Origin of the sequence: Zhurongbacter thermophilus (assembly GCF_026184435.1) — a bacterium.
Lineage (GTDB): Bacteria > Coprothermobacterota > Coprothermobacteria > Coprothermobacterales > JAADFF01 > JAADFF01.
In genome coordinates this window covers 319,817-346,540 of the sequence record NZ_CP046447.1, presented here as the reverse complement: position 1 = coordinate 346,540, position 26,724 = coordinate 319,817, and the positions used below count along the sequence as shown (strand labels likewise).

General features: G+C 41.0%; 21 protein-coding genes. 11 read left to right on the top strand and 10 right to left on the bottom strand.

The annotated features are described in order from the left end of the window. Window positions 1–194: 194 nt before the first annotated feature. Genes uppS through GM182_RS01480 form a run of 6 tightly spaced genes read left to right on the top strand, consistent with a single transcriptional unit; the run spans window position 195 to window position 6,613 of the window. A complete protein-coding gene (uppS, locus tag GM182_RS01505) occupies window positions 195–896 on the top strand; it encodes a polyprenyl diphosphate synthase (RefSeq protein WP_449186838.1) in 702 nt (233 codons plus the stop codon). A gap of 35 nt (window positions 897–931) precedes the next feature. Next, window positions 932–1,714, top strand: a complete 783-nt coding sequence (locus GM182_RS01500; protein ID WP_449186837.1) for a ParA family protein — start codon at window positions 932–934, stop codon at window positions 1,712–1,714. A 1-nt stretch (window position 1,715) separates the two neighbouring features. Continuing rightward, window positions 1,716–2,585, top strand: coding sequence for a ParB/RepB/Spo0J family partition protein (locus GM182_RS01495; protein ID WP_449186836.1), 870 nt, complete (start codon window positions 1,716–1,718; stop codon window positions 2,583–2,585). After that, entirely contained in the window at window positions 2,533–3,513 is a 981-nt protein-coding gene (locus GM182_RS01490) for a phosphoadenosine phosphosulfate reductase domain-containing protein (protein WP_449186835.1), read from the top strand. The genes GM182_RS01495 and GM182_RS01490 overlap by 53 nt, the downstream gene beginning before the upstream one ends. Next, entirely contained in the window at window positions 3,510–4,169 is a 660-nt protein-coding gene (locus tag GM182_RS01485; RefSeq protein ID WP_449186834.1) for a type III pantothenate kinase, read from the top strand. The genes GM182_RS01490 and GM182_RS01485 overlap by 4 nt, the downstream gene beginning before the upstream one ends. A 41-nt stretch (window positions 4,170–4,210) precedes the next feature. After that, window positions 4,211–6,613 carry a stalk domain-containing protein gene (locus GM182_RS01480; protein ID WP_449186833.1) on the top strand — a complete coding sequence of 801 codons (2,403 nt, stop codon included), beginning with the start codon at window positions 4,211–4,213 and terminating at the stop codon, window positions 6,611–6,613. Here GM182_RS01480 and GM182_RS01475 read toward each other — a convergent pair whose 3' ends face one another. The 3 genes from GM182_RS01475 to glyQ all read right to left on the bottom strand — a co-directional run bounded on the left by GM182_RS01475 (window position 6,614) and on the right by glyQ (window position 11,257). Then, window positions 6,614–8,281: a GGDEF domain-containing protein gene (locus GM182_RS01475; RefSeq protein WP_449186832.1), complete on the bottom strand. Its 1,668-nt coding sequence runs from the start codon at window positions 8,279–8,281 to the stop codon at window positions 6,614–6,616. A gap of 68 nt (window positions 8,282–8,349) precedes the next feature. Next, complete coding sequence (gene glyS / locus GM182_RS01470; protein WP_449186831.1) at window positions 8,350–10,377, bottom strand: glycine--tRNA ligase subunit beta; 2,028 nt, start codon at window positions 10,375–10,377, stop codon at window positions 8,350–8,352. Then, window positions 10,370–11,257, bottom strand: coding sequence for a glycine--tRNA ligase subunit alpha (gene glyQ / locus GM182_RS01465; protein WP_449186830.1), 888 nt, complete (start codon window positions 11,255–11,257; stop codon window positions 10,370–10,372). The genes glyS and glyQ overlap by 8 nt, the downstream gene beginning before the upstream one ends. An 85-nt stretch (window positions 11,258–11,342) precedes the next feature. On the opposite strand from glyQ, the gene GM182_RS01460 reads away from it, so the two are divergent. Continuing rightward, window positions 11,343–11,630 (top strand): hypothetical protein, encoded by a 288-nt coding sequence (locus GM182_RS01460; protein ID WP_449186829.1) that lies wholly within the window; start codon window positions 11,343–11,345, stop codon window positions 11,628–11,630. A gap of 12 nt (window positions 11,631–11,642) precedes the next feature. After that, window positions 11,643–11,876: a hypothetical protein gene (locus GM182_RS01455; protein ID WP_449186828.1), complete on the top strand. Its 234-nt coding sequence runs from the start codon at window positions 11,643–11,645 to the stop codon at window positions 11,874–11,876. A gap of 22 nt (window positions 11,877–11,898) precedes the next feature. Here the strand turns inward: GM182_RS01455 and GM182_RS01450 are convergent, their stop codons facing one another. Genes GM182_RS01450 through GM182_RS01440 form a run of 3 tightly spaced genes read right to left on the bottom strand, consistent with a single transcriptional unit; the run spans window position 11,899 to window position 15,170 of the window. Further along, a complete protein-coding gene (locus tag GM182_RS01450; protein ID WP_449186827.1) occupies window positions 11,899–13,638 on the bottom strand; it encodes an aldehyde ferredoxin oxidoreductase N-terminal domain-containing protein in 1,740 nt (579 codons plus the stop codon). Next, on the bottom strand, window positions 13,625–14,047 hold the full coding sequence (locus tag GM182_RS01445; protein ID WP_449186826.1) for a 4Fe-4S binding protein: 423 nt from the start codon (window positions 14,045–14,047) through the stop codon (window positions 13,625–13,627). Before GM182_RS01445 ends, GM182_RS01450 begins: the two co-directional genes overlap by 14 nt. A gap of 46 nt (window positions 14,048–14,093) precedes the next feature. Further along, the gene (locus tag GM182_RS01440; RefSeq protein WP_449186825.1) at window positions 14,094–15,170 is read right to left on the bottom strand and encodes a hypothetical protein; all 1,077 of its coding nucleotides are present in this window, start codon (window positions 15,168–15,170) and stop codon (window positions 14,094–14,096) included. 158 nt (window positions 15,171–15,328) lie between these two features. Between GM182_RS01440 and GM182_RS01435 the strand changes: the two genes are divergently transcribed. After that, window positions 15,329–16,432, top strand: a complete 1,104-nt coding sequence (locus GM182_RS01435) for a flagellin N-terminal helical domain-containing protein (protein ID WP_449186824.1) — start codon at window positions 15,329–15,331, stop codon at window positions 16,430–16,432. Window positions 16,433–16,510: 78 nt separating this feature from the next. Here GM182_RS01435 and GM182_RS01430 read toward each other — a convergent pair whose 3' ends face one another. Then, the gene (locus GM182_RS01430) at window positions 16,511–17,401 is read right to left on the bottom strand and encodes a DUF4405 domain-containing protein (RefSeq protein WP_449186823.1); all 891 of its coding nucleotides are present in this window, start codon (window positions 17,399–17,401) and stop codon (window positions 16,511–16,513) included. 58 nt (window positions 17,402–17,459) lie between these two features. On the opposite strand from GM182_RS01430, the gene GM182_RS01425 reads away from it, so the two are divergent. Together GM182_RS01425 and GM182_RS01420 are read left to right on the top strand one after the other, a co-directional pair. Continuing rightward, window positions 17,460–18,044, top strand: a complete 585-nt coding sequence (locus GM182_RS01425) for an HD domain-containing protein (protein WP_449186822.1) — start codon at window positions 17,460–17,462, stop codon at window positions 18,042–18,044. Then, window positions 18,031–19,161, top strand: coding sequence for a GGDEF domain-containing protein (locus GM182_RS01420; protein ID WP_449186821.1), 1,131 nt, complete (start codon window positions 18,031–18,033; stop codon window positions 19,159–19,161). Before GM182_RS01425 ends, GM182_RS01420 begins: the two co-directional genes overlap by 14 nt. A gap of 4 nt (window positions 19,162–19,165) precedes the next feature. Here GM182_RS01420 and GM182_RS01415 read toward each other — a convergent pair whose 3' ends face one another. The 3 genes from GM182_RS01415 to GM182_RS01405 all read right to left on the bottom strand — a co-directional run bounded on the left by GM182_RS01415 (window position 19,166) and on the right by GM182_RS01405 (window position 26,706). Next, on the bottom strand, window positions 19,166–19,774 hold the full coding sequence (locus GM182_RS01415; protein WP_449186820.1) for a hypothetical protein: 609 nt from the start codon (window positions 19,772–19,774) through the stop codon (window positions 19,166–19,168). Between the two features lie 44 nt (window positions 19,775–19,818). Continuing rightward, window positions 19,819–20,286, bottom strand: a complete 468-nt coding sequence (locus tag GM182_RS01410) for a hypothetical protein (protein WP_449186819.1) — start codon at window positions 20,284–20,286, stop codon at window positions 19,819–19,821. A 99-nt stretch (window positions 20,287–20,385) separates the two neighbouring features. Continuing rightward, window positions 20,386–26,706 (bottom strand): glucodextranase DOMON-like domain-containing protein, encoded by a 6,321-nt coding sequence (locus tag GM182_RS01405; protein WP_449186818.1) that lies wholly within the window; start codon window positions 26,704–26,706, stop codon window positions 20,386–20,388. Between the last annotated feature and the right edge of the window lie 18 nt (window positions 26,707–26,724).

The window sequence follows — 26,724 nt, the reverse complement described above, 5'->3', positions numbered from 1 at the left end:
CATTAATTGCATAAGGAGATCATGCAACTGCATAGACATGTTAAACTTTACGGTTTAGTTGCAGTTAGGAGTGCATATGCATGTTAAATTCCGTCTAAAAGTTTAGTCTGTATAAGTAATCAGGTAATATGGATATTTCTTTTATGCATACAAAAAAGTATCCATGATATACTTGGCTATAGGGGGTGACAAAGTTGTTAAAGAGCATAGGATTTATTGTAGACGGAAATCGAAGATGGGCACAAAAAAGAGGATTACCCAAAATGGAAGGACACAGACAAGGTTTTAACAAAGTTATGGATGTAGTTGATTTCTTCTTAGAAAGAAGCCCAGAAAAGTTGGAAACAATCGTATTCTATTTATTCTCTACAGAAAACTGGAAAAGAGAAGAGTATGAAGTCAACTATCTCATGAACCTTGCATATGAAATGGCAAAGAAAAAAATGGCTACTTATATCTCTAAGGGTGTAAAGTTTATACATATGGGAAGAAGAGAACCACTACCCCAAAAAGTTCTTGATGTTTTAGATGAACTGGTAGAAAATAGTAAAAACAATACAAAACTAACTGTTGGCCTTGCCATAAACTATGGTGGCAGACAGGAAATATTGGATGCTGTCAATAAAATCGTTGACCGTGTTAGAAGCGGAGAAATACCCAATGATGTTCCCATAAACATGGAACTCATAGAACATTTCCTGTATAATCCTGGATTTGCTGATGTGGATCTCATCGTAAGAACAAGCGGTGAAATGCGAATATCTAATTTCCTACTCTGGCAAAGTGCATATGCAGAATTTATATTTCTACCTAACTACTGGCCGGAAATGAATGACACTTTGCTACTTCAAGTATTAGACGAATATAATCGTCGTCAAAGGCGCTTTGGCAAGTAAAATATTAAAAGCATACATATAGGGGAGGTATTATAGTGGCTGTTATATCTATAGCAAATCAAAAAGGTGGCGTTGGAAAAACAACCCTAACAGTCAACTTAGCTGCAGCACTCACACAGCAGAATAAGAAAGTGCTTGTGGTAGACACCGATCCACAGGGTAATGCTACTACCTCTCTTATAGGACTCGAAGACTTAGAAACAACATTACTTGAAATAGTAATGGATAATATACCACCTGAAGAAGCCGTCATCACTATAGAGAAATCTTTTGGCAATATGTATCTACTTCCTGCCCCACCTGAGCTAGCATTGGCTAACATTGAAATAGAGGGAACGGGAAATCTTTCCTACATGAAAGAAATTCTTGAGCAACTTAAACATCAATTTGACTACATCCTTATCGATACCCCTCCATCTGTTAGTTCTCTCATGCTGGCCTCTCTTATTGCATCCGATGGGGTTATTGTGCCATTACAGGCAGAGTTTTTGGCTCTTGAAGGTCTTTCACAAATGTGGAAACTTATGGAAACCATAAGAAATGGCATGAATCCATTTTTGGAGCTTATAGGCGTTGTCATAAATATGTGGGATCCAAGAACCATCTTGGCAAGACAAGTTCTAGAAGAAGTCAAGAGAGTATTGGGGAACAAGGCATTTGACATAGTAATACCTCGCACAGTCAGGGTTGCCGAGGCTCCATCACATGCACTAACTCTCCTTGAATACGCTCCAGAATCAAAAGCAACACAGGCATTTCTCGAACTTGCCAACGAAGTTGATAGTAGGTGCAAAGCCATGTTCCAGGAGGTGAAATAAGGTGAAGAAACGCAGGGGACTTGGTTTATCCCTTGAAAATATGATGGACATGAAAAACACAGATGTCCGAAATATACCTATTAATGATATACACCCCTCCCCATACCAACCCAGACAGATATTTTCTGAAGAAGAGATACAAGCTCTATCAGAATCGATTAAAAAACATGGCCTTCTGCAACCTATTGTTGTGCGAAGGAAAGGCGATAAGTTTGAGATTATAGCGGGAGAAAGACGGTACAGGGCCCTAAAACTTCTAGGTAAAAAAACAATCCCAGTTATTGTTATCAACGTATCCGACAAAGAGGCCATGGCCCTTGCAATCATAGAAAATATTGATAGAAAAGATCTAACACTGTGGGAACTGGCGATCTCCATAAAAAAATTGAAAGAAGATATGGGTCTCACACTTGATGAGATATCCGGTATATTAGGGAAAAGCAAATCTCATATTTCTAATATACTGAGAATATTTCAATTGCCTGACACTGTGCTACAACTTGTCAAGAAATATCCCCATAAGCTAACCCTTAGCCATATTAAACTGCTTCTGGAAATCAAGCAACCCCAGTGGCAAATCACGCTTGCAGAAAAAGTTGTGGCAGAAGATATGTCTACACGACAACTGGAAGAAGAAGTTAATACCCTAAAGTACATACAAGATGGCAAGCTACCAGAAGGAAGCGAAAAACGAGAAAAAAGTGTAAAAAAAGATGAAACAGTAGACAGACTGAGAAAACTGGCAAAGAAATACATTCCTATGAAATCTACAGTCAGAAGGGTAAAAAATGGATATAAGCTTATTATCAATATAGATGATGAAGAAACAGCCGAAAAGCTCATTGATTACCTTAAAAATTGGACAAAGTAATAACCCTATAGAAAAGGCGCTGTCTGTTATTAGCAAATACACAGATGGTAAACAGGCAGTTGTTGCTTTCTCTGGTGGTATGGATAGTACCCTTGCCCTACTCCTGACAAGAGAGGTTATCCCAAACATTACAGCAGTGCATATAGATTGGGGAGATTTTACATACCCCAGCATTAGAAGAAAAGTCAAGCTTATAGCTAAACAATTCTCTGTACCACTTCATATCATATATGGCGATGAAGCGCTAAAACAATTAGCACACAGAGGCATATCATGTAACACATGTACTCGACATATAAAACTTGGTACTATTAAACGACATTATCCTAATGCCATCATTATCACCGGTGCCAACCAAAGTGATTCTTGGGGCAGAGGAGGAACTTACTTTAATCCTCCGTTTTTAGCCCCGCTAAAAGACTTTACTAAAGAGGAAGAAATGAAAATACTAAAAAATATTTACGGCATTACAGATTTTCATATAGGCGTACATCCTGAAAGGGAAGGTTGCATGCTGAGGCATCTGTGGATGTCAGACAAAGACGGTACGAAAACATCCCTAACGGCAATAGTTAACAAGACTCTTATAAACTTACTCGATGAAAAAAATATCTCTCACTATCTTGCCAATATCAAGGTTATAGGAAATAAAAAGGAGACCAAATTCATTATCAATGTACTTCCTAGTCTACCTGCAAATATAAAGATACAGATAAGCCAATTGTTATCACAATATGGAACTGTATTATGGGGAGAAGATATCTCATCTCTAACCGTAGTAATCAACCCATCACTAGATAATCCATCTGGCAAAGAATCCATTAAGTCTATTATATTGGGAGAGATGTCCAACCCTAATATTGAGCTCGTTTTTATCCGCTCAAAATCTGACTTTATAAGGCTCTTTCAGGTGGTAGATGCATCATGATAGGCATAGATATTGGCAACACCCTAACCAAAGTGTATGACCTCACCACACACCCACCCACACCCCTTCATACAGTACCAACAGGAAAAACCATAGATAACATTGAGTCCAAGCATATTCTTATTTCCAGTGTTAATAAACCAGCTCTTGACAAGTGGCTTACTACGTATCCCCATGCCATAGTTATCACCCGTGATATGCCATGGTCTTTTCGCATAGCACCTGATGTCAATCTTTCCACAGTAGGTATAGATAGACTTCTTGCCATCAATGGGATATCTATCCCATCTGCACTTGTAGTCATGCTGGGTACAGCTACTGTCATAAATGTGGTTATTGATAAAACATTCATAGGAGGTGCTATAGCACCTGGAGTAGAGGCTATGCATGAGGGACTTACACTGAAAGCACCAGGACTCAAAAAATTTGCACCCAAACAGGGATTTATCATAGGCAAAACCTCAGAAGAAGCTATCTATAGTGGCATATATTACATGCAATCTCTATGGATAGACAGATATAACAATCTCGCTGGTAATCTTCCAATTGTATATACTGGCGGAGCATACTTGAAACTTCAACCTATACTCCCCCGTGGAACATATATTCCCCACTTAATAGCTTTAGGCATGCAAAAACTACATAGCTACCTGTAATTTCCGATTATACATAGTGAGTATACAGTGGAGGTGAGAATATGAAGAGGGCAGCGTGGATTACCATATTTGTATTATTAATATCCTCAATTTACCTATCCCCATACATAAATGCAGCTGATACACCGTCATTTTCACTATCAATAACAACTACCGACAATGTTATAGCTGTAGGTGAAACAACAACAATGCAAATCACTCTTAAAAATGAGACAGATAGCACCACAGGGAATGTGAAAGTATACATTGTTACCGATACTACAGCTCTAGAAGTTGTTAAAACTGACAGTACTTGGGGAGCTTTTGATATAAACAGCTATATATGGTATATAGGCAACCTCGACAAAGGTCAATCTGCCATGCTAACTCTCATAATTAAAGGGAAAAAGATAGGTGCACACGGTATTACTATCAAAGTATATGAAAATGATTCATATGTCATGGAGAAAAATATCTATATTGGTGTTGAAGAAGAACCTGATATAGATGTTACCGTCATACCCAAGAAAAGCATCAATTTTGCCCTCGGGGAAACCCCATATGTAGAACTGGCTGTTCTAAACCGTGGAGGGCAAGCAAGTGGTGTAAAAGTCTCTTTCCAAACAGATAGCATGATAAGACAAACCGGCAAAGCTATGTGTTCACAAGGAACTATGGCAGGCAATTCATGGAATATAGGCACCATGATCAAAGGACAAACAGTCAAATGTCTCATACAGATTACTGCCCTTGCAGAAGGTAAATACAACGGTATATTAAAGGTAGAATCTCCGCTTAGCGATAGCAACGATAATAACGATGAGACAATGATTACTTTCAATGTCATCAGAAGGCCCAATACTGAATTTCAAATGTATACCATCAATCCTTTCTTCTTACCCGGAGACAACATCTATATAGCCGCTGTTGTCACAATAAAGGGTCCCTCACCAGAAAAAGACCTAAATGTAATTTTAAAACCCACAGGAGGAAGTGTAGCCAAAGTCCTTCTCAGTAAAGGGACATTTAAAGATGATACATGGACCCTGGGAGACATTGTTCCCGGTATATATTTTGCTGTGTTCAGGGCTAAACCCGATAATGACAGTAAACCTATACTCATCGAGGCAAACCTGAAATCTCCTGTTAGCAATATCAAACGAGTTGTGTCTATGTCTCCCCAAAACATATCAGATATAGCCCTTATATTACCTGATGACAAAGATGGTCTTGACACGGCTAAGTCTTATCCATTACCCATTGTTGTACTCAATAAGGGCACAACACCAGCAGAGAATATCGTCGTGACATTCTCTATAAATGGTGGTTCATATCAAGTCATAGATGTCACAGACGGAGAGGTTATCGGAAACACATGGAACATCAAAAAATTGTATCCTGGTAGCTCCGCCTCTCTGTACATAGACCTCATTAACACCAAGGAAGGTCCCGTAAGTGTAGAAACTCGTGTCAAAGCACGCACAAAAACCAAAGATATTAACCCCGACAATAATAGTGCCACATGGACAGGATATTTTGAAGATAAAGGGGCACCAGCCTCTCCTATAGTGGAAAAAATTGGCGTAGAAGGCAGAAGGGTAAAAGTTCTTATTGTCTCACCTGCCGACAAAGATGTAAATACAATATGGACAGAAATCGATGGAAGAGAGATATTCAGATTTAAGGCTAGTCCCGGCACATCGTATCTCAAAGACATTACACTCCCCAGTGATGGAAACTTTGTTATGAAGTTTTACGCTGAAGATACATTCGGCAATAACTCTAAACCTGCAGAAATCCCTGTCTCCATAGACACTACCCCGCCATTTACCATATGGAATATCCCCCAAAAAGGAGTGTTCAGTAAAAATCCTGTCAATGTCACAGGCATGACAGAACCCGGAGCATCACTTATTATAAGGGTGAAGGCTGGAAATCTTAGAGAGGCATATTATCAGCCTGATATAGACAAAGAGGGAAAATTTCATTTCAATATGTTCCTATTTAAGGGTGTTAATGAAGTATGTCTTTCCGCTCAAGACTTAGCAGGTAATACATACAAGAAATGCAGTGTCGTATCTTATCCATCATCCACCGTTATATCTTTCCGCGTAGGGAAAAAAGAAGGATATGTCAATGGAAAAAAATACCTGTTGGAAGTACCAGCTACGATAGTAGGAAACACCACATATATACCCGTAAGATTTCTCGCAGAGGCTATGGGCATGGAACTGGGATGGTATGGCATGGAGAGGAAAATTGTGCTTTCACTGGGAGAAACAACCCTTACCTTATATCTAGACAAACCATATGCCATTATTAATGGAAAGGGGGTCAACCTTGGTAGAAAGCTTCCTGTTATACAAGGACGAAGTCTTGTACCAGCAAGATTTATAGCAGAAACATTTGGAGCAAGGGTTCAATGGATACCCGAAACCAAGATGGTAAAAATTATATATCCATAATCATGTGGCGGGACACTCTCCCGCCACTACTTTGTTTCTTCCAGATTCCTTGGCAATATACAAGTACTCATCGGCTTTATGAATATATCCCCATACCTGTTCCTCAGATATATCCTCTTTAATATAGCCACAGCATACACCAACAGAAATTGTTACCTTTATCTGTTGGCCAGATGCAATAATAATACTCTTCTCAACTGCCTTACGAATACGCTCAGCCACGGCTCTACCTATCCCCATCTCAGCATCAAATAATATAATAAGGAATTCCTCTCCTCCGTATCTGATAACAACATCCCCAGACCGAATTTGCATAGTAATAATACTAACAACATGCTTAAGCACCTTATCACCTGTAACATGACCATATGTATCGTTAATTCTTTTAAAATGGTCTATATCAAGCATAAGAAAGCACACATCTCCATGTACTGCAGATAAGATTTCCGATATATAACCTCGATTATACGCTCCTGTTAATGTATCCCTCCGGGATATGTCCTTTAGCTCTTTAACAGTTTTCTCTTGACTCTGTGCCCTTTTGTATACACTGATGTAATCGTATATGAGGGCAAAATTCATGGCAAGAATAAAAATCATAAGACCATAAGTGCTAATAAGTACAGTGTAAGAAGACATATAAAGCTCTTTCATAAGCTGATATATATCGATGATAACAAAGAAACTATTGGCAATCATACCTGTAAGGAGAATACCCATTTCCCTGACGCTATCCTCTTTTTGAGAATACTTATTAAATAATACCAACGCATCGTATATGAACACTACTGGTATTAGCAAATCTACATGAGTATATATCTTTCTAAATGTCACCATATTAGAGCCGAGAAAGATATCTATAATCGCTGCCCCCACAATAAGATACGATATGAAATAAGAACTTTTGGGCTTCTCTTCTTTACCATATACAACGGCCAAAACACCATTATGAATAAAATATGTTGCCATCATAGCAGATATCATAATAATCTTTTTGTATGTAAGATACGATACAGGTAATGACTCTATAACTGTATAATCCATGTAAAAAATCGCTGCAAACATTGAAGCAAGAGCAAAATAAGGATATTTCTTATTAGAAACACCTCTGCTGAGCAATATAAGGCCTATCAAACTAAGCCCCACTGTCAAACTGGCACCTATAGCCCAATTATATATTCTATCGGTAATAAGCCGATTAATGAATACATACTTTCTAGCTATATCTATTGGTGCAATAAAGGGCTCTATATCAAACCCATGGATGTACAAGGCATATCCCTTAATCTTTAGCGAAAGAGCATCTCCACGAAGAAATTTTTTATCGATAGGAAAATAAAAAATACCATTCCAGATGTTACTTTGCCCTCTTTCCATATCACCAACACTACCAATAAGTACACCATCGATGTACACCTGAAAAGCTTGAAACGCAGGATGAGCTATGACAAGAGCATAGCCATGTGAGCTATTACCAATCAAAGGTAACTCTACAGTTGCCGTATAAACGAAAATACCCGGAGGGATTTTTTCATCGATAACCTTAGGTATAGAGCGCTCCTCCCTCCGGGTATATACATGACCTGTCGTATCTTCTACCGTCCAGTTGTAAATAACTGTGGCTCCATCTGGAGGAACCACCAGTCCAGTAATACCATACCAAAACAAAATCGAAAAAGCTAAAACCCCTATTACTAGGTATAAAATCTTTTCATAATGCCGCACAGCTATAAATTTTAGAGTCCCAGTTTATCAAACCGCGCCACCCTCTCAAATACATCACCTGTCAACTTCAAAAGAGCCTGTCTTCTCTTTCTAATCTCTTCATCTTCGTGATTGACAAGAACCTCCTCAAAGAATCTATCTAAAACATCTGCAAGCTCTATTAGCATATCTATAGCCTTTCGTACATCATCTTCTTTATAAAAATCCAAGGCACCTAAAGCATCAGATATGTCCACAGCCTTGGCGTACAATTTTTCTTCCCATTCGCCTTCAGGGGTAATATCCGTAGAAAGATTTTTAATACCTTTAAGAATGTTTCTAATACGCTTGTGCCCAAATGCAACCTTTTCCAGCTTAGCCTTATCTTCTTTAAGAATACTATCAAGCACACGGGCTATAGTATGAATAGACCCAAATGGTCTTGTCTCCCACCCATCTCTTGCTGCAGCCAATGCTTCATAAGATACATCATCAAAGTAACCTCTAAATCTACCGGAAACAATATCTGTCATGTACTTATAAATCTTTTCTATGTCTCCTTTACCAAAAAACTCCACAGCCTGACGGGCAGCTTTCATAGCCACATCTCGCCAGACAAGATATGGAAAGTATCTGTCAAGAAGTGTAATAATACCCATACCGGCCCTTCTAATACCAAAGATATCGCCACCACCTCTAACCTTAATACCTTTTATAGCGGCAACAGCCAGTGTATCCAATCTATCCATAAGACCTACATATGCTCCATCTTCAGTCTGCGGCATTTCTCCATACAGTGGGAATATGGTATCTAAAATACCTTGGGCAACATGGCTATCCTTGTCTTTATAATATTCTTTACCCATATAGCCATGAAGTTCTGTAAACTCCCTCACCATATTGGTAGGTAGGTCTGCATACATGAGATGTGCTATCTGCTTCCTCACATCGGTATCAACAAGGGCTTTGACACGCTCTGACTTATCAAGGTACGAGCCCATATCCTCAAAGAACGGTATTGTGGCTGTGTCATCACGCCAAGACTGGAGAGGTCTTTTCTTATCTTCTTCAAAAAAGAATACAGCATCGTACAGACGAGCCCTTATAACACGTTCATTGCCCTTTACAACATTATCCATGTCTTCAGAAGGACCATTACGCACACCTATGAAATAAGGCAAAAGCCTACTCTCTTTATCCCTGACAGGGAAATACCTCTGATGATGCTTCATAACGGTGATAACAACAACCTCAGGCAACTTTAGAAACTCTTCCTCTATTTTGCCCACAAATGGAGATGGATACTCAACAAGATAGTTAACCTCATCAAGAAGGTCCTCATCTATCTCCGGCACCCCACCGACACTACTTGCCTTGTCTACAACACTTTGTCTAATAATATCTTTTCTAATATCTGGATTGGGTATGACAATACCCTCTTCTTCAAGCAGGAGGGCATAATCCTCGGCCCTGTCTATTTTTACATCACCAGAAAATACTCTTAGACCGCGGGAATACCTATCAGCCTGAAGACCGAACATGGAAATAGGCAGCACCTCATCGCCATACAGGGCAACAATCCACCTAACAGGACGACCGAACTCATATTTACCTTCTCCCCACTTCATCATCTTGGGAAATCTCAGTGAAGATACCAGTTCTACAAATATGGAAGGTAATATATCTTTGGTCTCGGCACCACCTTTTCTAACCCTGATATATATGTATTCCTTCTTACCCTCTTTTTTCGTAAAAACATCATCTAAAGTGGCATCATTTTTCTTCAGAAAACCCTCCAGCGCCTTTGTAGGCTGTCCATCTTTATATGCCACAGCTACAGGTGGACCTTTCACTTCCTCTTCAACTATAGCCTGTCTCTCATCTACACCCTTTAGATATATAGCCAACCTTCTTGGTGTTGCGTATATGCGAAAACCCTCATACACAATGCCATTTTCCTCAAGCAAAGAAGGTAGTTTGTCTTCAATCTGCTTTATTGCACCAAGTATGTAAGTATGGGGCATCTCCTCCGTGCCCAGTTCAAATATCACATCACGCACCGCTCTTCACCTCTTTTTTCAGCAGTGGATATCCCAGTTCTTCTCTCATCTCGAGCCACCTGTCAGATATACTCCTTGCCATAGACCTCATGCGAAGGATAAGATTAAAACGCTCATTATATCCCAGCGCTCCTCGGGCATCAAGGAGATTAAACACATGGGAGCATTTAAGAATATAGTCATATGCAGGATATACCAGTCCTTCATCAATAAGCCTGTGGGCCTCCTCTTCAAATTCCTCAAACCACTTACGGAGTTTGGGGACATCCGCCTTCTCAAAGGCATATACAGACTGTTCATATTCCTCACGCTTTCTGAGATCACCATATGTAATACCGGGAGCCCACTCAAGATCAAACACATTCTCTACTCCCTGAAGATACATGGCAATACGCTCAAGGCCGTAAGTAATCTCAACAGGTATAAGGTCCAGTGTCTTACCACCACTCTGTTGGAAGTATGTAAACTGTGTGATTTCCATACCATCAAGCCACACTTCCCATCCTATACCCCAAGCACCCAGTGTTGGAGATTCCCAGTTATCTTCTACAAAACGAATATCATGCTTTTTCAGGTCAAGTCCTAATTCCTTTAGAGAACCGAGATATAGCTCTTGTATATTATCGGGAGAAGGCTTCATAATAACCTGAAGCTGATGGTGCATAAATAGCCTATTAGGATTCTCACCATATCTGCCATCTGCTGGTCTACGTGATGGCTCTACATATACCACATTCCACGGTTCTGGTCCGAGCACCCAGAGAAATGTAGCAGGGTTCATTGTGCCTGCCCCGACCTCGATATCATATGGTTGCCATAGGTGACATCCTTTGCCCACCCAATAACTTTCCAGTTTTAGTATTAACTCTTGAAAATACACCGCTCGCACCTCCTGCTGTCGTTTACTTAAATTATAACCTTACCATCTGCCGATATATATAATGAATATAAAGGGGGTGGTAGATATGATAGAGCGCATTGGCCTATCAAATATCCAAAGTGGTCTGGTAGCACTGAGAAACACAGCACACAACATTGCCAACGCGAGCACCAAAGATGCCAAAGCACTTGAGACTACCTACAAAGAAACACCATACGGCGTAAGGGCCTTTACATACAAAATATCTGAGCATCCATCATTGACCGGCGATATGCCTAATCTTCTGCAAAACACAACATATACCAAGATGGGCATCAAACTCATTAAGACAGCAGACGAGCTTATGGGATATATTTTAGATATGAAAGCATAAGGAGGTGTCTATATGGACAAAACAAGAGAGAATATTAAAGAAAGTATCGGAGCATTATCTCGTATCTTGCTCAGCATGAGTGAGTTTACCGAGATGACCTATAAAATTGCCGGTGAATCTGGTAGCATAAGGGGTCTTAGAGACCTTGAAGACTATGTCACGGTAGTCAGTGAAATAGCAAACTCTCTAAACATGCTTGCAACAACACTGGCAGAAATAGAACTTACCGAGGAAGTAGAAGAATAAAGTAAGGGGGCATAAAGCCCCCTTATTTTATAAGCTCTTTGATATGTGATGCATACATCTTTATAAGCTTATTTGTAAACTCAGGATCAGGTTTACCTCTAAATGTCTCTGTTTCAAAGTACCGTTTGGGAATCTTGACATTATCAGGATCATATCCCATAGCCACCTTTAGTTTCCACCTGAGTCTCCTTATTTCATCACCAATCTCCTCTGCCTCTTCAGCTTGCTTTTCATAACCAATAATAGAAAGTCCCTTTTTCACCCTATCCCATGTGTAAAGCCCTCTGGCAAAGAGACAAGATACAAGGGAAGTTAGCACCACTCTTCTTCTATCTTCGCTAATGATATATTCCAGTGCAGCTTCTGGTGTATACTCGGTAGCCTTTTGATCAAACGAATAGCCTGCTGTATCAAGATGGGAATGCCTTACCCCCATAGCCTGAGATACATAATAAACAGGACCTGTAGCATAACCAGCCATCTCTTGACCCAGTACCGCTGCAAAGTCCTCTCCACCATACTCACGAGCAGCTGCCATTGTTCCCTCGCCAAGAAGATGCCAGAAGTCATTAACCCTATAGGCAAGCATCTGAAGGGCCTCCAGATAGCGCTCGGTATCACCCCACTGAAGTTTTATACCTGTATCCTTTTCGGAAATAATACCCCTCTCAAGGGCCTCTGTTGTCCATGCAAGGGCTACACCAGAGGATATAGCATCAAGGCCCAATCTCTCCACTTGGTCAATGAGTTTCAAAACCTCTTCCGCCGTCTTTGTTTCAAGCATACTACCAAGTGCAAATATAAGTTCGTGATCATAAGAAACTTGAGTGTACTTATATTCATGCTCAGGACCAAATTGTTCCCTTAAAAGTCCCACATGTATACAACCAACCTGACAACCAGAACATGCAATCTTTCTCACAAGAAGATTATCGGCAAAGTATTCTCCACTAATATTTTCAGCGTACTCAAACTGGGTTTTCTGCATATTCTTGGTGGGTAGAGACTTAATACTATTTAGTGGCAACACATTCTGGGGAGTCCCCAGATCATGATATTTGTGCAGTAGGTCAGAACCTACTACAAGATCATATATTTCCTTATAAAACTTTGTATACTCAGGATTAACACCAAAATGGGTAGAATCATCGCCAACAACGACAATGGCCTTAAGATTTTTCATACCCATAAGGGTGCCAAGGCCTAATCTACCAAAGTGTCTAAAGGTATCAACATTAACACCGGCAAATTTCACACCTCTTTCGGCAGCAGGTCCTATCCTAAGAATACTTCTTCTTCCACTAGCACGTTTTTCATGAAGTCTAATAAGTCTTCCTGTTGTGAATACATCAAGCCCCCATAAATGTCTTGCATCTTTAAATTCAACAGAGTGCGGACCTATCACAAGATATACCGGTCTTTCTGATTTACCAGTTATAACCAAAAGGTCTATACCCGCATACGCCATTACCATGCCAAGGCGACCACCAGCATGAGATTCTCCCCAGTCACCTGTATATGGTGAACGATAAATAGATACTACCTTTGTCATAAGTGGAAGTACCCCATTAAGTGGACCTGTTGCAAATATAATAGGAGACTTATCATCCCCTGCAGGTATTTCATGTCCTTGCAATTCTTCAAATAACTTGCTGGCAGCACCAGTGCCTCCAATCCAATCCTTGAGATCTGGTCTATGTTCCAGTCTTACCTTACGATTTGTCAAATCTATATGAAGTACTCGTACATCATTTATCCACATGTGGGACCACCTCTTCTACCATTTGTATCACTTCATGAGGACAATACTGTGTACATATACCACACTGTACACATACTATAGGAATATGCCACTGTGGATCCATGCGAATAGCATCAACAGGACATGCCTTTTCACATTCCCCACATCCGATACAGAGATTCTGTCTAAATACCACTCCTCCTCCTTTACGGGGAATCAGTGCCTCTGTAGGACATGCCTCAGCACACATAGGTTCAGTACATCCAAGGCATGTGTTTACCTGAAAACCACTGGAAATACCTCCCCTTGTCTTTACCTGAAGGGCAGCCCTATAGAGCGAAAAGCTTTGATACCGAAAACGAGCACACGCCTGCATACACGACATACATCCAATACATTTATCTACATCAACAACCTTGAGGATAGCCAATGTCCTCACCACCTTTTTGCCATTTGTTTATAGGATGATATTATAACTAATCTTTTTTCTGTCGGGTATTCATAACTTCCTTGGTAATAAGATACGCCACATATTCACGCGGTATAAAATAGTGAACCAGATTACCCTGTGCTGCAAGTAGAGGAAACAGGGTTTCCGTTCCCTGACCAAACGGGGCTGATGTCGAAAGGCGGGGAAGCATAAGAGCTAAGAAATCATAGAGCTCCGTTAGCGTAGCGGGAATGTTGTCACTATTGTGAAGAGTTTCAAATAGTGCGATGCCTCTAATGGTAGCAGGTTGCTCTTCTTCAGGTTTTATCAAACGAATATAAGAAGAAACCAGGGATAGGTGTTCGTGAAAGCCCGTTATACCAAACAAGGGAGTTCTTTCGGCAACATCTAAATCATAAAGAATATCATAGATACTCTCTACATCTCTGGGCATATATCTCATGGCCATATACCGGTTAAATCCTACAAGGGGCACATTGCTATATATATATTCTTCACCAAGGGCCATAAGACTACCATCCCAAATAATCGCCACATCATCACCTGCTACCTTATTTGCTATATCTTTTATTTCTTCCTTCTCTAATTCAACCATAAGCTGCAATATCGTATCATCTATATGCTCCTCACCATCAATATAAACAACCTGAAACTCCATTTCACCGGGAAGTAATACTATCTTATCTGGAAGTTCCTCATCTACATTTTCTTTTATATCATCAACAACAATAAAGTATCTGCGACCACGTGGCGGAGACCCAGTATCAAACATCACCTGTATCCCTCTTTGTAAGGACCATTCCACAGTACCAGCCAATACCTCTACAAAAACTCCCACAACACCGCCTTTTAAAAGCACTTTGCTATAAATCTTCTTTCGCCCATCTATAAAATATAAAAATCGCTGATTACGCTTGGTAAAAATATCTTTTCTACTCTGTGCTGCATGGCTCCTCCATTTGGACAACCATTCTTTCCATGCCTGTTTATCTAAATCAGCTTCTATACCATATGCCTTTAATGTATCTATATCAAAAGGGGCAATATATGGAACCCCGTCTTCTTGCCAATCAATTTCATAAATATATTCAAACCATCCCACCCACACGCACCTCCTAACATCCTATTCATATATTATCATCGGCATATATATCTAAGTCATTTAGAAAAGGGGTAAATTTTTCGTGACTTCTTCCGATATAACGATTGAGGGGAATGGATGCCCCTCGAAAACGAAAACCATGGAAGGAGGTGTCGCGCATGGCACTGGCTGATCTGACAAGGATCAGAACCAACATTGGGGCAATGAATGCCCTCAACAGCCTAAAGCTGGTCAATAATGACCTAGCATTGAGACAGTTGCGTTTGGCAACTGGTGTGCGTATCACTAAGGCAGCAGATGATCCCGCAGGTTATCGTATTGCCATCAAGCTCAAGGCCCGCAGTAGAGGACTTGGTGTAGCACTTGACAACATCGCCGATGCTAAGAACATGCTCTCCGTTGCAGAAGGTGGTATTACCAAGATTAAAGATCTATTACTTGACATTCGTGACAAAATTTCACAGGCAGCAAATGACACCATGGGAACTGAGGAACGTCTTGCTATTGCACAGCAGGTAAAAGAGTATCTCCATGAGATTGTGCGTATCGCTCATGAAACCCGTTGGAACGATTTAGGACTTCTTGACAACTCTACTCCTCCAGCAGCAGACAATTTAGCATCTACTACTTTCCACTTCCAGAGTGGAGCTGACTCTGGTGAAACAACAACATGGCAGAGAAGCTACAAGGTTTTATTCAACACAGACACTAACACAGTTGACATTGGCGGCGGAACCAGTGTAGCCATCAACAATACAGAAGAAAACTGGGCAAATTGGACCACAAAAGCCGATAACTTAGGTGTTGTATTCACCAAAGCCGATGACACCAGCAAGGCTGCAACTGCAAGCGTATATAGCTCAGACAGTGGCCTTATCAATGCCTCTTCTGCCATTACCGTAGGAATGGTATATGCCTACCTTGGCGTGAAAGATGCAGCAGGAGTTACAACAAGCTATGCCAACTCTACTAACGTTAATGCATCTGCCAATGAGCTACTGCAGAGAGTCGATGCTGCTATCAGAAACACATCCGAGTGGCTAGCTGGTATCGGTGCACTTAGCTCCAGACTTCAGGCCAAGGAAGAAACTCTCATGATTGCCCAGGTCAATGTTGAGGCATCTTGGAACAGAATCTACAACGCTGATATGGCCAAAGAGCAGCTGTATGCTACAAGAGACCAAATACTACAGCAGACAGCAACTGCCATGCTCGCACAGGCCAATACAGCCCCACAGAGTGTATTGGCACTTTTTCGCTAATGAAAGCCAGATACCTGAATAAAACAAAGGCCGACCTGCCCCCACAGGTCGGCCTTTTCCATTAAGAACTTATCACTTCTACTCTGTCTTACCTGTCTTCATGATGGATATAATAGACTCTGCATCAAGCCCAGTAGCATCCATAATATCCCTTATACGTGTATCCTTATCTATGTCTATAGTGCCACCAACATAATTTTGAAGGTTCTCTACAGCCTTATCCACATCAATACCCTCTTTTTCAGCAAGCTCTGATACTGTATACCTACCATATCCTTGTCCTTTTATGACCGATGTTCCTTCACTACCTTCCGACTCCACACTCTGAAAGTGGTCTCTTAACGCATAGTAAATATCCCATGTTCCCATCTTTTCCTCATCTGTAATATAACCTTCTTCTTCCATTCTGTGCTTATAATCCTCAAGTGTTTCTGTTGCATTCATCGGCTCAAGTCCCAGCTGTCCCTTCAAGTAATTATTGATAGCAGTTTCCGACACACCAAAATGCTCTGCAAGCTCAGAAAGGGTCATTTTATCAGGTTCCAGTTGGAGAATAGGGCTCTTTTCCTCCCATACATCCTTAAAATATTCAGAGGTATTCATAATATAGGCAAACGGGGCAAATGACACAGCAGCTCCGATAAATATGGCAACGGATAGAATAGTAGCTACACCAACCTCGCGTAACCTTACCCCCCTTACTTCTCTAGCCCAGTTCACAAAATACGACTTAAAAATAGCCCAGTTATACTTTAAGTGAAACACAGTAGCAATTGTAAATACAATAGCCCATATAACATGAACAGCTTCCCAAGCATCTTTATCAAGTCCTAAAAATGTCCACTGTGACCAATTGGCTACCCTACCTGAAGGTGCAATAAATAGAACAATACCTGATATAAATAGAAATACAAACGACCAGGCCATCATGAATGTTGTGAATGCACGCATGTTGAATCGCTTCTTCATAATTCCTACCTCCTTGTTATAATTTTTCACATACATATACGCACGGGAGTGATGGGTTGTGACAGAAGAAGAAATAATAAACGAGGCATGGAAAGTAGCTCATGCCTTCTTAGATAGTGGAAATCACGATATAGGTCATGTTAAAAGAGTGCTTCGCAACGCCACATTGATATGGACAAAAGAAGGTGGCAATCTCTTTGCCATTAAACTATCAGCAATCCTACACGATATAGGACGTCCGATAGAAGAAATCACAGAACAAGATCATGCTGAGGTATCTGCCAATATAGCAAAGAGGCTGCTCTACCTATGGAATATTCCAGACAAGATTATAAAAATAGTCTATGATGCTATATACAATCATAGATTCTCTAAAGGCAGAACTCCCCAAACTATCGAGGGAAAAATTCTCAGCGATGCCGATAAACTAGACGCCCTTGGTGCTATAGGTATCGCAAGGGTATTTAAACATGACTGTGGCAGAGCCATAGAAGATGACATTAAACACTTTTATGAAAAAATCGTCAAACTACCCCACTTGATGTATACAGAAGCGGGTTACAAACTGGCAATAGAAAGGTTAAAGGTTGTAGAATATTTTTTAGAACAGATACAAGAGGAGTTGAACAGTGAAAATCAATAGTAAGCATTCTCTAAAAGAATTACCATCCCAAGTTGCTAAAGCCGCTATTTTATCAGCTCTACTTGCTGTTATCCCTATAGCATTTGTAGCATACCAAACAGGCTCTGCTATTCTTAGCATCATTTTTGTATACCTACCTATTATGGCCATACTCACACTACTTTATAAATCGATAGAATATTTGCTTACCTTAATAGATGAAAAAAATGCCACAATCGATAGCATGAGATCGCAGATATCCATATTAAATAACGAACTTGATGTTCTCAAACATGTAGCCCAATCAAAACAACTCTATGAAAAAAGGCACAGTATATTCAAAGAATTTGTCAAAGAACTAGGCAACACTACAACACCTGAAGATATTATTCATATACTCGAAGAATTTTTACACAGACACTTTCAAGGGGTTAAAGGATTCTCAATACTTATTCGGGGAAAACAGGCTCTCTCTCCTGCTCCTCTAATAAGAAAAGGAGATACCTCTCCACCCCAAATAAAATTGGAAATTCCAGGTAGAGACAACATATTTTATGTTCATATAGGATATATTCCAGGCTATGTATATAGCCATGAGATAGAAGACATACTCGAACTTTTTAGTCTTGCATTGAAAAAATGGGAAGATTTAAAAGGTTCAATAACAGATCCATTAACGGGAGCATACAACAGACAATTTTTGGAACTTATAAGAGACTACATAGAAGATGAAAACTCACAATATACCTTATTAATGATAGATCTTGATGGGTTTAAAAAGGTCAACGACTCAATGGGCCACGAAAAAGGAGACGAAATTCTCAAAAACACCGTCCAGAAAATACAAAACAGTCTCAGAGGCAATGATATTCTCATCAGATATGGAGGAGACGAATTTGTTGTCATAGCATCTGATACAACAATGGAAAATGGTCTGCGGGTGGCCGAACGTATAAGACTATCTGTTAGAAACAATCTTATCTCCGCAAGCATAGGAGCAGTATTTAAACGCAGGGGAGTGAAAGCCAAGCTAGAAAAAATTATCAAGCTGGCAGACGCTCTTATGTATATCGCCAAGAAGGAAAAAGATAAAGTAGTTGGTGGAAAGTGGGAGGGTTCTTTCCCCTCCCAAAAATGATTTATTAGAACAAATCACTACCTTCTTCTTTCTTTTCTTCAGCTTCTGTTTTTTCTGCAGACTCTTTTACTTCCTCTACCATAGGTTCCTCTGCTACAGATGGCTGTTCTTGTATATCAGACACAGCTTCAGAAGAAATTTCTGTAACTTCCTGAACAGGTTCAGTAGATGTCGAGATTTCTCCCTCTTTGCCAGCATCAAGTGCAGCTATTTCCTCTTTTTTCAATTCTATTTCCTTCTGCTTCTGTGCTATCTTCTCTTCAACCTCAGCAACCTTTTGCTTGTATTCCTCTTCTGTTTTAACAATCTCTTGCTCTTTCTCCTCGATTTTCGCCTTATACTCCTCTAAAATCTCTGTAAATTCTGTTTTCCCCTCAAGATATAGATCGTATATCTTCTCACCGAGTTCTGCCTTAAGATCTCTAATGGCTTTCTGAATTAGTTTAATGGCATTTTCTTTCTCTTTTTCAAGTTTAGCAATCTCCTTCTTAAGGCTACCGATATCAAACTCTATCTTCTTGATCTCTGCAAGGATAGATGCCTTTTTAGCAGCAATAGATGCCGCTTCTCCACCTTTCTCTACAACCTGCTTAACTTTGTCCCAAAATCCCATAGGGATCACCTCCTTATATAGATAGCAAATGCTACCTAATATTATTATAAATCACCAAACTTCTCACGAATCTCTGCACGACCCTTCACAATAAAATACATGCCCAATATCATACCTATTAGTATCACCCAAACACCTAAGCCTCCCAATGTATCGGTGAGAATAAAGAAACCGCCCAGAAAAAGACCACCAAATATAAAGAGAAGACCTATAAGTGCACCTTTTCTCATAGGAGCCCATGCCTTTTTAAACTCCTTTTCGGTTTCCTTCAGAATCTCATTGACAACACTCTCTTCAAAATGCATTTCAAGCATCTTTTTCGCTATTTTTCTAACATCAAACCAGCCATGTTCATCTCCGTAACTGATGATATCAGCAAGTATCTTAGCTCCACTCTCCTCTGACACATAATTTTGCAACACATTACCAAGACTATGCAAATAGACTTTTACCTGAAGAACCACCTGCTGTGCCATCATCTGCTGGTTATTATAGAGGTTGAAGCTATTCATATCATCACCTCCTATTTTGTTATACCAAATAATTTTGCAAAAGAAAAAGGGGGAAGCATAGCTTCCCCCTTACCGGTACTAATATTAACTTTGCAACTTCTACTCTCCGGGATACACAACCGTTACAGTGCGAGTAGTACCATCCCAAGCAACAGTGGCTCCTAAAGCCTCAGAAACAAATCTTATAGGAACAAGAGTACGTTCATTTCTGATAACAGGTGCAACATCCATCTCATAAACTTTGCCATTGACATAATATGTCTTCTGTCCAACAAACATCTGAATGGTATCATCGCCCAGCTGAATGGTAATATGCTGTGTTGCTTCATCATAATCTACAATAGCAGAAAGTGATTCTGCAATAAACCTAACAGGAACCATTGTCCTATCATTGATGATAGTAGGAGGTACATCAAGCTTTACTTTCACTCTACCTACAATGGCAACAGGATCATCTATCTTCATGACAATCTTTAGTGCACTTGGATACACATATACATAGTGCTTTACAAGTTTGTTACCTGCAGGGTCGATAACCTGTATCTTAAACACATTCACACCGTGGAACATCCTAAAGAGAGCAGACTTAAAGTGCCCATCTTTATCAGCCTTAACCTGAGAGGTTGTTCCCTCTTTAATGCCTTTCATCTGCTTAATAATCACAACAGAGTCAGGTTCCGTAATACCTTCAATATAAACCTTTCTACTGGGAACAATCTTGGATGTTGGAGATGTAATTTCAAGACCAGAAACATGCAGATCAATAGTAACCTTTACAGAAGATAGTATTTTATCCTTTGTTCCCACACCTATTTCATAAGTACCCTCACCTGGGACGGTAATCTGGTATTCAATCTTTCCATCAGTAACATCTACAGTAGCTATCTGTTCACCACCGAGGTAAACATAAGCTTTGTCTGTCCCCTTAACCATAGCTACAAGATCTATCTGTTTACTACCAATAACAGCACCATCGGATGGTTTTACGATCGTCATAGAAATCTCTTCTGTACCACCCTGGATATATGGATCAACCAGTATTCCAGGTACCCTCACAGGACTTTGCTTCGTCCAGTCTAGCACCTCTTCCTGCTTGTATCCTTCCGGTACTATCAGGTCTATTATGTTCGGATCTTCATTTCCATCACTGCCGCCTCCAAAGGCCCATTCCTCTGCCTTCGCCTTGACCTGCCTTATCCGTCCCGGCCCGTATCCATCTTGTCCAAGTACCATCGCTACTATCTTCGACCCTTTCCCTATCTCTCCTATCGCTTCCTTCGGTATCCTCAGCTCTACCCACCCATCTTCTCCATATGTTACTGTGCTCGTCGCTCCTACCTCTTTCAGATCTGTCCCTGCTATCTCTCCTCCATCTACTGTGTATAGCTTGCTTTCCCAGCCTTCTAATCTTATTCCTTTATCCCATTTGAAGTCATTTGTGAACATCGCATTCATGCCTTCCAGTCCTTCATCTGTTCCTCCATCTTTGTTGTCTATGAATACCATTAGTGTTTGCTTGCTTATTCCCCATGCTCCATTCCATGGATTGTCTACATTCCTTAGCTGCCATCTGAATATGTATGTGTCTCCTTCACTTCTTGCCTCAAACTTCAGTAAGTCGAAGTCTCCGGGCTTGAATACCGCATTCGTCGGATAGGTGTACGTTCCTGGCCCATAGTCGTCTCCTTCTGGATCAGATATGGACACGTTAAGAACTGCCTGAGCAGGTATCTGGATATACGGATCAACCAGTATTCCAGGTACCCTCACAGGACTTTGCTTCGTCCAGTCTAGCACCTCTTCCTGCTTGTATCCTTCCGGTACTATCAGGTCTATTATGTTCGGATCTTCATTTCCATCACTGCCGCCTCCAAAGGCCCATTCCTCTGCCTTCGCCTTGACCTGCCTTATCCGTCCCGGCCCGTATCCATCTTGTCCAAGTACCATCGCTACTATCTTCGACCCTTTCCCTATCTCTCCTATCGCTTCCTTCGGTATCCTCAGCTCTACCCACCCATCTTCTCCATATGTTACTGTGCTCGTCGCTCCTACCTCTTTCAGATCTGTCCCTGCTATCTCTCCTCCATCTACTGTGTATAGCTTGCTTTCCCAGCCTTCTAATCTTATTCCTTTATCCCATTTGAAGTCATTTGTGAACATCGCATTCATGCCTTCCAGTCCTTCATCTGTTCCTCCATCTTTGTTGTCTATGAATACCATTAGTGTTTGCTTGCTTATTCCCCATGCTCCATTCCATGGATTGTCTACATTCCTTAGCTGCCATCTGAATATGTATGTGTCTCCTTCACTTCTTGCCTCAAACTTCAGTAAGTCGAAGTCTCCGGGCTTGAATACCGCATTCGTCGGATAGGTGTACGTTCCTGGCCCATAGTCGTCTCCTTCTGGATCAGATATGGACATGTTAAGAACTGCCTGAGCAGGTATCTGGATATACGGATCAAGGAGTATACCGGGTAGTCTCACGGGGCTCTGCTTATGCCAGTCGAGTACTTCCTCTTGCTTATAACCTTCTGGCACTATCATATCTATGATATTAGGATCTTCATTGCCGTCGCTACCGCCTCCGAAACGCCATTCCTCTGCTTTGGCATTAACCTGTCTTATACGACCTGGTCCATATCCATCTTGTCCAACAACCATGGCAATAATCTTGGAATCCTTACCAAGTTTACCAATAGCCTCTTCAGGGACATAAACATACACAGTACCAGGGGCACCTTCTATAGCTTTTACAGTTATGCCATAGTCATTTATATCTTCGCCAACAATCTCTCCTCCATCAACTTTATAGAGCTTAGAAACCCAACCTTCTATCTGAAGGGCATAATCCCACTTAAAGTCACCGGCTGTCATGGCGTTCAGACCTTCAAGCCCCTCATCCGTGCCACCTTCCTGGTTGTCAATAAACACAATGAGGGTTTGCTTGCTAAGACCATTAGGAGAACCCCAACAGTTGTCAAGATTCTTCAGTACCCACTTCATTTCGTAACCATCGGTTGTGCTTGTCAGTGCAAACTGAAGAAGATCAAAATCACCCGGCTTGAAAACAGATGCAAGTGGATATGTGTATGTGCCTGGTCCATAGTCGTCTCCTTCTGGATCATTGATAACCATATTAATGGTCTCTTTCTGTGGCATCTGGATATATGGATCAACCAGTATTCCAGGTACCCTCACAGGACTTTGCTTCGTCCAGTCTAGCACCTCTTCCTGCTTGTATCCTTCCGGTACTATCAGGTCTATTATGTTCGGATCTTCATTTCCATCACTGCCGCCTCCAAAGGCCCATTCCTCTGCCTTCGCCTTGACCTGCCTTATCCGTCCCGGCCCGTATCCATCTTGTCCAAGTACCATCGCTACTATCTTCGACCCTTTCCCTATCTCTCCTATCGCTTCCTTCGGTATCCTCAGCTCTACCCACCCATCTTCTCCATATGTTACTGTGCTCGTCGCTCCTACCTCTTTCAGGTCTGTCCCTGCTATCTCTCCTCCATCTACTGTGTATAGCTTGCTTTCCCAGCCTTCTAATCTTATTCCTTTATCCCATTTGAAGTCATTTGTGAACATCGCATTCATGCCTTCCAGTCCTTCATCTGTTCCTCCATCTTTGTTGTCTATGAATACCATTAGTGTTTGCTTGCTTATTCCCCATGCTCCATTCCATGGATTGTCTACATTCCTTAGCTGCCATCTGAATATGTATGTGTCTCCTTCACTTCTTGCCTCAAACTTCAGTAAGTCGAAGTCTCCGGGCTTGAATACCGCATTCGTCGGATAGGTGTACGTTCCTGGCCCATAGTCGTCTCCTTCTGGATCAGATATGGACATGTTAAGAACAGGTCCTTCAGATGTAGATCCCGTTTTACTCTTGTATATAGGATCCACAGCATCTTCTCCCTCACCTTGCAATGTCACCTGATACTTACCGGTAATGAGACCTTTATCCTGCTTGTAAACAGTTACCGTGTATGTATGACCACCGCGAGGATAGAATGTCTTATCAGTTACCAGTGTATATGTCTGACCTATGGTATTGTCGGTAACCTTGACAATAGGCGTGTCATCTGGTGTGATAGCAATCTTACCATCTGCAAATGATACATTGTATGAAACATCATTATAAGATGGTGCATAGTCCATGGTGTATACACGAACCTCATAAGGCTTCATTGTGCCAAGAGATATCTTGCCATTTTCTACTGTCATGTCACCTGATCCAATAGCTGGAGCATATGTGCCATCTTTTACATAGCCTAAGGCATCAGCAACAACATCTGCTCTCTCTTCACCATCTGGATTGATAAACACAAACACCTCTTTGCCATCGCCTATTCTTGCAAAGGCAAGAATACGGTCATTATTTGCGCTAAAGTGCACCATCTTACCCTCTTTGACGGCATCATACTGATGTCTAAGCGCATTCAGAGAGCTATACCATGCGATAAGATCTTTATCCTCATGTCCCCATGGATAAGGCACTCTCATAAATGGATCATTGGCAAGAGGCCTATCATCCTTACAACCTTTCTCACCGGCGTTGGTAGCTCCTGCCTCATCACCATAAAAGATCGTCGGAGCTCCCTTAAACATAATCTGAAGCGCAGACAGTGCTTTAAGTGCGTTTTTATCTTTAAGGAAGTACAGAGGTCTTGCCATATCATGGCTATCAACAAGATTCCACAGTGCATCATGTACTGCAGATGGATAATCATTGTAAATGGCATCTATCTTCTGCCAAAACTCTGTAGAAGACATATTCTTATTAAGGAAAAAGCCCTGGGCCGATGGCTTTGTACCCTCATGGTCGTTGTCCCAGTCCACAACAGTGGCTGCGGCAAAACGGTAATTCATAACCGTATCCATCTGATCGCCAAGAAGCATAGGAATAACCTCCTTAGGCTTGTTCCACACCTCTGCAACCAAAACGGCATCAGGATTAATAGCTTTTATAGCCTCTCTATACTCCTTCAAGAAACCTGTGGGTATAATCATAGCCACATCAACACGCCATCCCATTGCTCCAGCACCGTTCCAGAACTTTACAACAGAATTATCATCTGTAAGGAAGAATTTCTGGAAACCTTTATCAAGCACATTGATTGTGGGCATCCAGCCAAGCCCTGCCCATCCCTGATACTTATCGGGCCACTCTATAAACTTATACCAACTGTAGTATGGAGAATCCTGAGATTCATGGGCACCAACAGTAGAAAACTCACCCTGAGAATCAAAGTAAAGAGACCTGTCAGAAGAATGATCTGGTGTCACATCAAGGATAATCTTCATACCCCTCTTCTTGGCTTCTGAAACTAAAGTCTTGAATGTATCCAAATCACCAAGTATAGGATCTACAGCATGATAGGATGTTGGGTCATATCTATGGGTAGATGGTGCAGGGAAGATAGGGTTAATATAAAGCACATCTACACCAAGAGACTTCAGATAATCAAGACTCTCTATAATACCCTTAAGGTCACCACCATAATATCTTGTTGTATCCACATAGCGACACTGTCCCCCAATAGTATCCCAAGCCATAACAGGGGCATCCCAAGGTACCGTATACTTAGGAACGCCCAAGAAATCACCCGGCTCCTTTTCATCAACATTCAAATAATAGTCGTGGAAAGTAAATGTTTTACCCTCAGCAGGATCGTTAGATGTATCGCCATTTCTAAATCTATCTGGGAATATCTGATACACAACAGCTCCCTTAATCCACTGTGGAACAGAAAAATCAGGTTTATAAACAGTAACCCTGTAATCACCTTTAAACATGCGTTTGAAAGTGCCATCGTATCCGTAGAAGTAATATTCATAAAGACCTACATCAGCAAATGGTATCTGTAGTGTCCACACATCAAGAAGGCCATCATCTGTTTGCCCAACTTTATTAAGCGTATAGGTTTTTTCTTCTTTTTCAGATGGAGAAGCTGGAGCGTCTTCAGCTTTCCAGCCATACTTCACCATCTTCATCTGAAGTGTGGCAATCTCTCGTCTTGTTGTATATACATAAAAAGTTACCTTTGTGCCAGGCACAATTGCCCCAGCAGGATCCCTTTTGACGATAAATGTCGTATCTCTTGGAATATTCTTATCAGGACCGGCAGGCAAGAGTTTATACTGCCAATTTCCCTCATCTACCTTACGATAAACAACAAGGAGTTTCTTTCCATCTGCCGTAATGTCTTTTTCTTCAGAAACACCACCGGCAGATATCTTTACATGCACAGAACCTTCTACCTCTGCCCATGCAGAATAGTACACACCTCTTTGATACACTGGATATGCTTTATCACCAACAACCAGTGCATCAGAGGCAGCAAATGTTAGTGGGGGTAAAATCAACGCACTAAAAATCAGTGCCAGAGATACCACCCATACGGTAAATTTCCTCATAAAGGGGTACACCTCCTT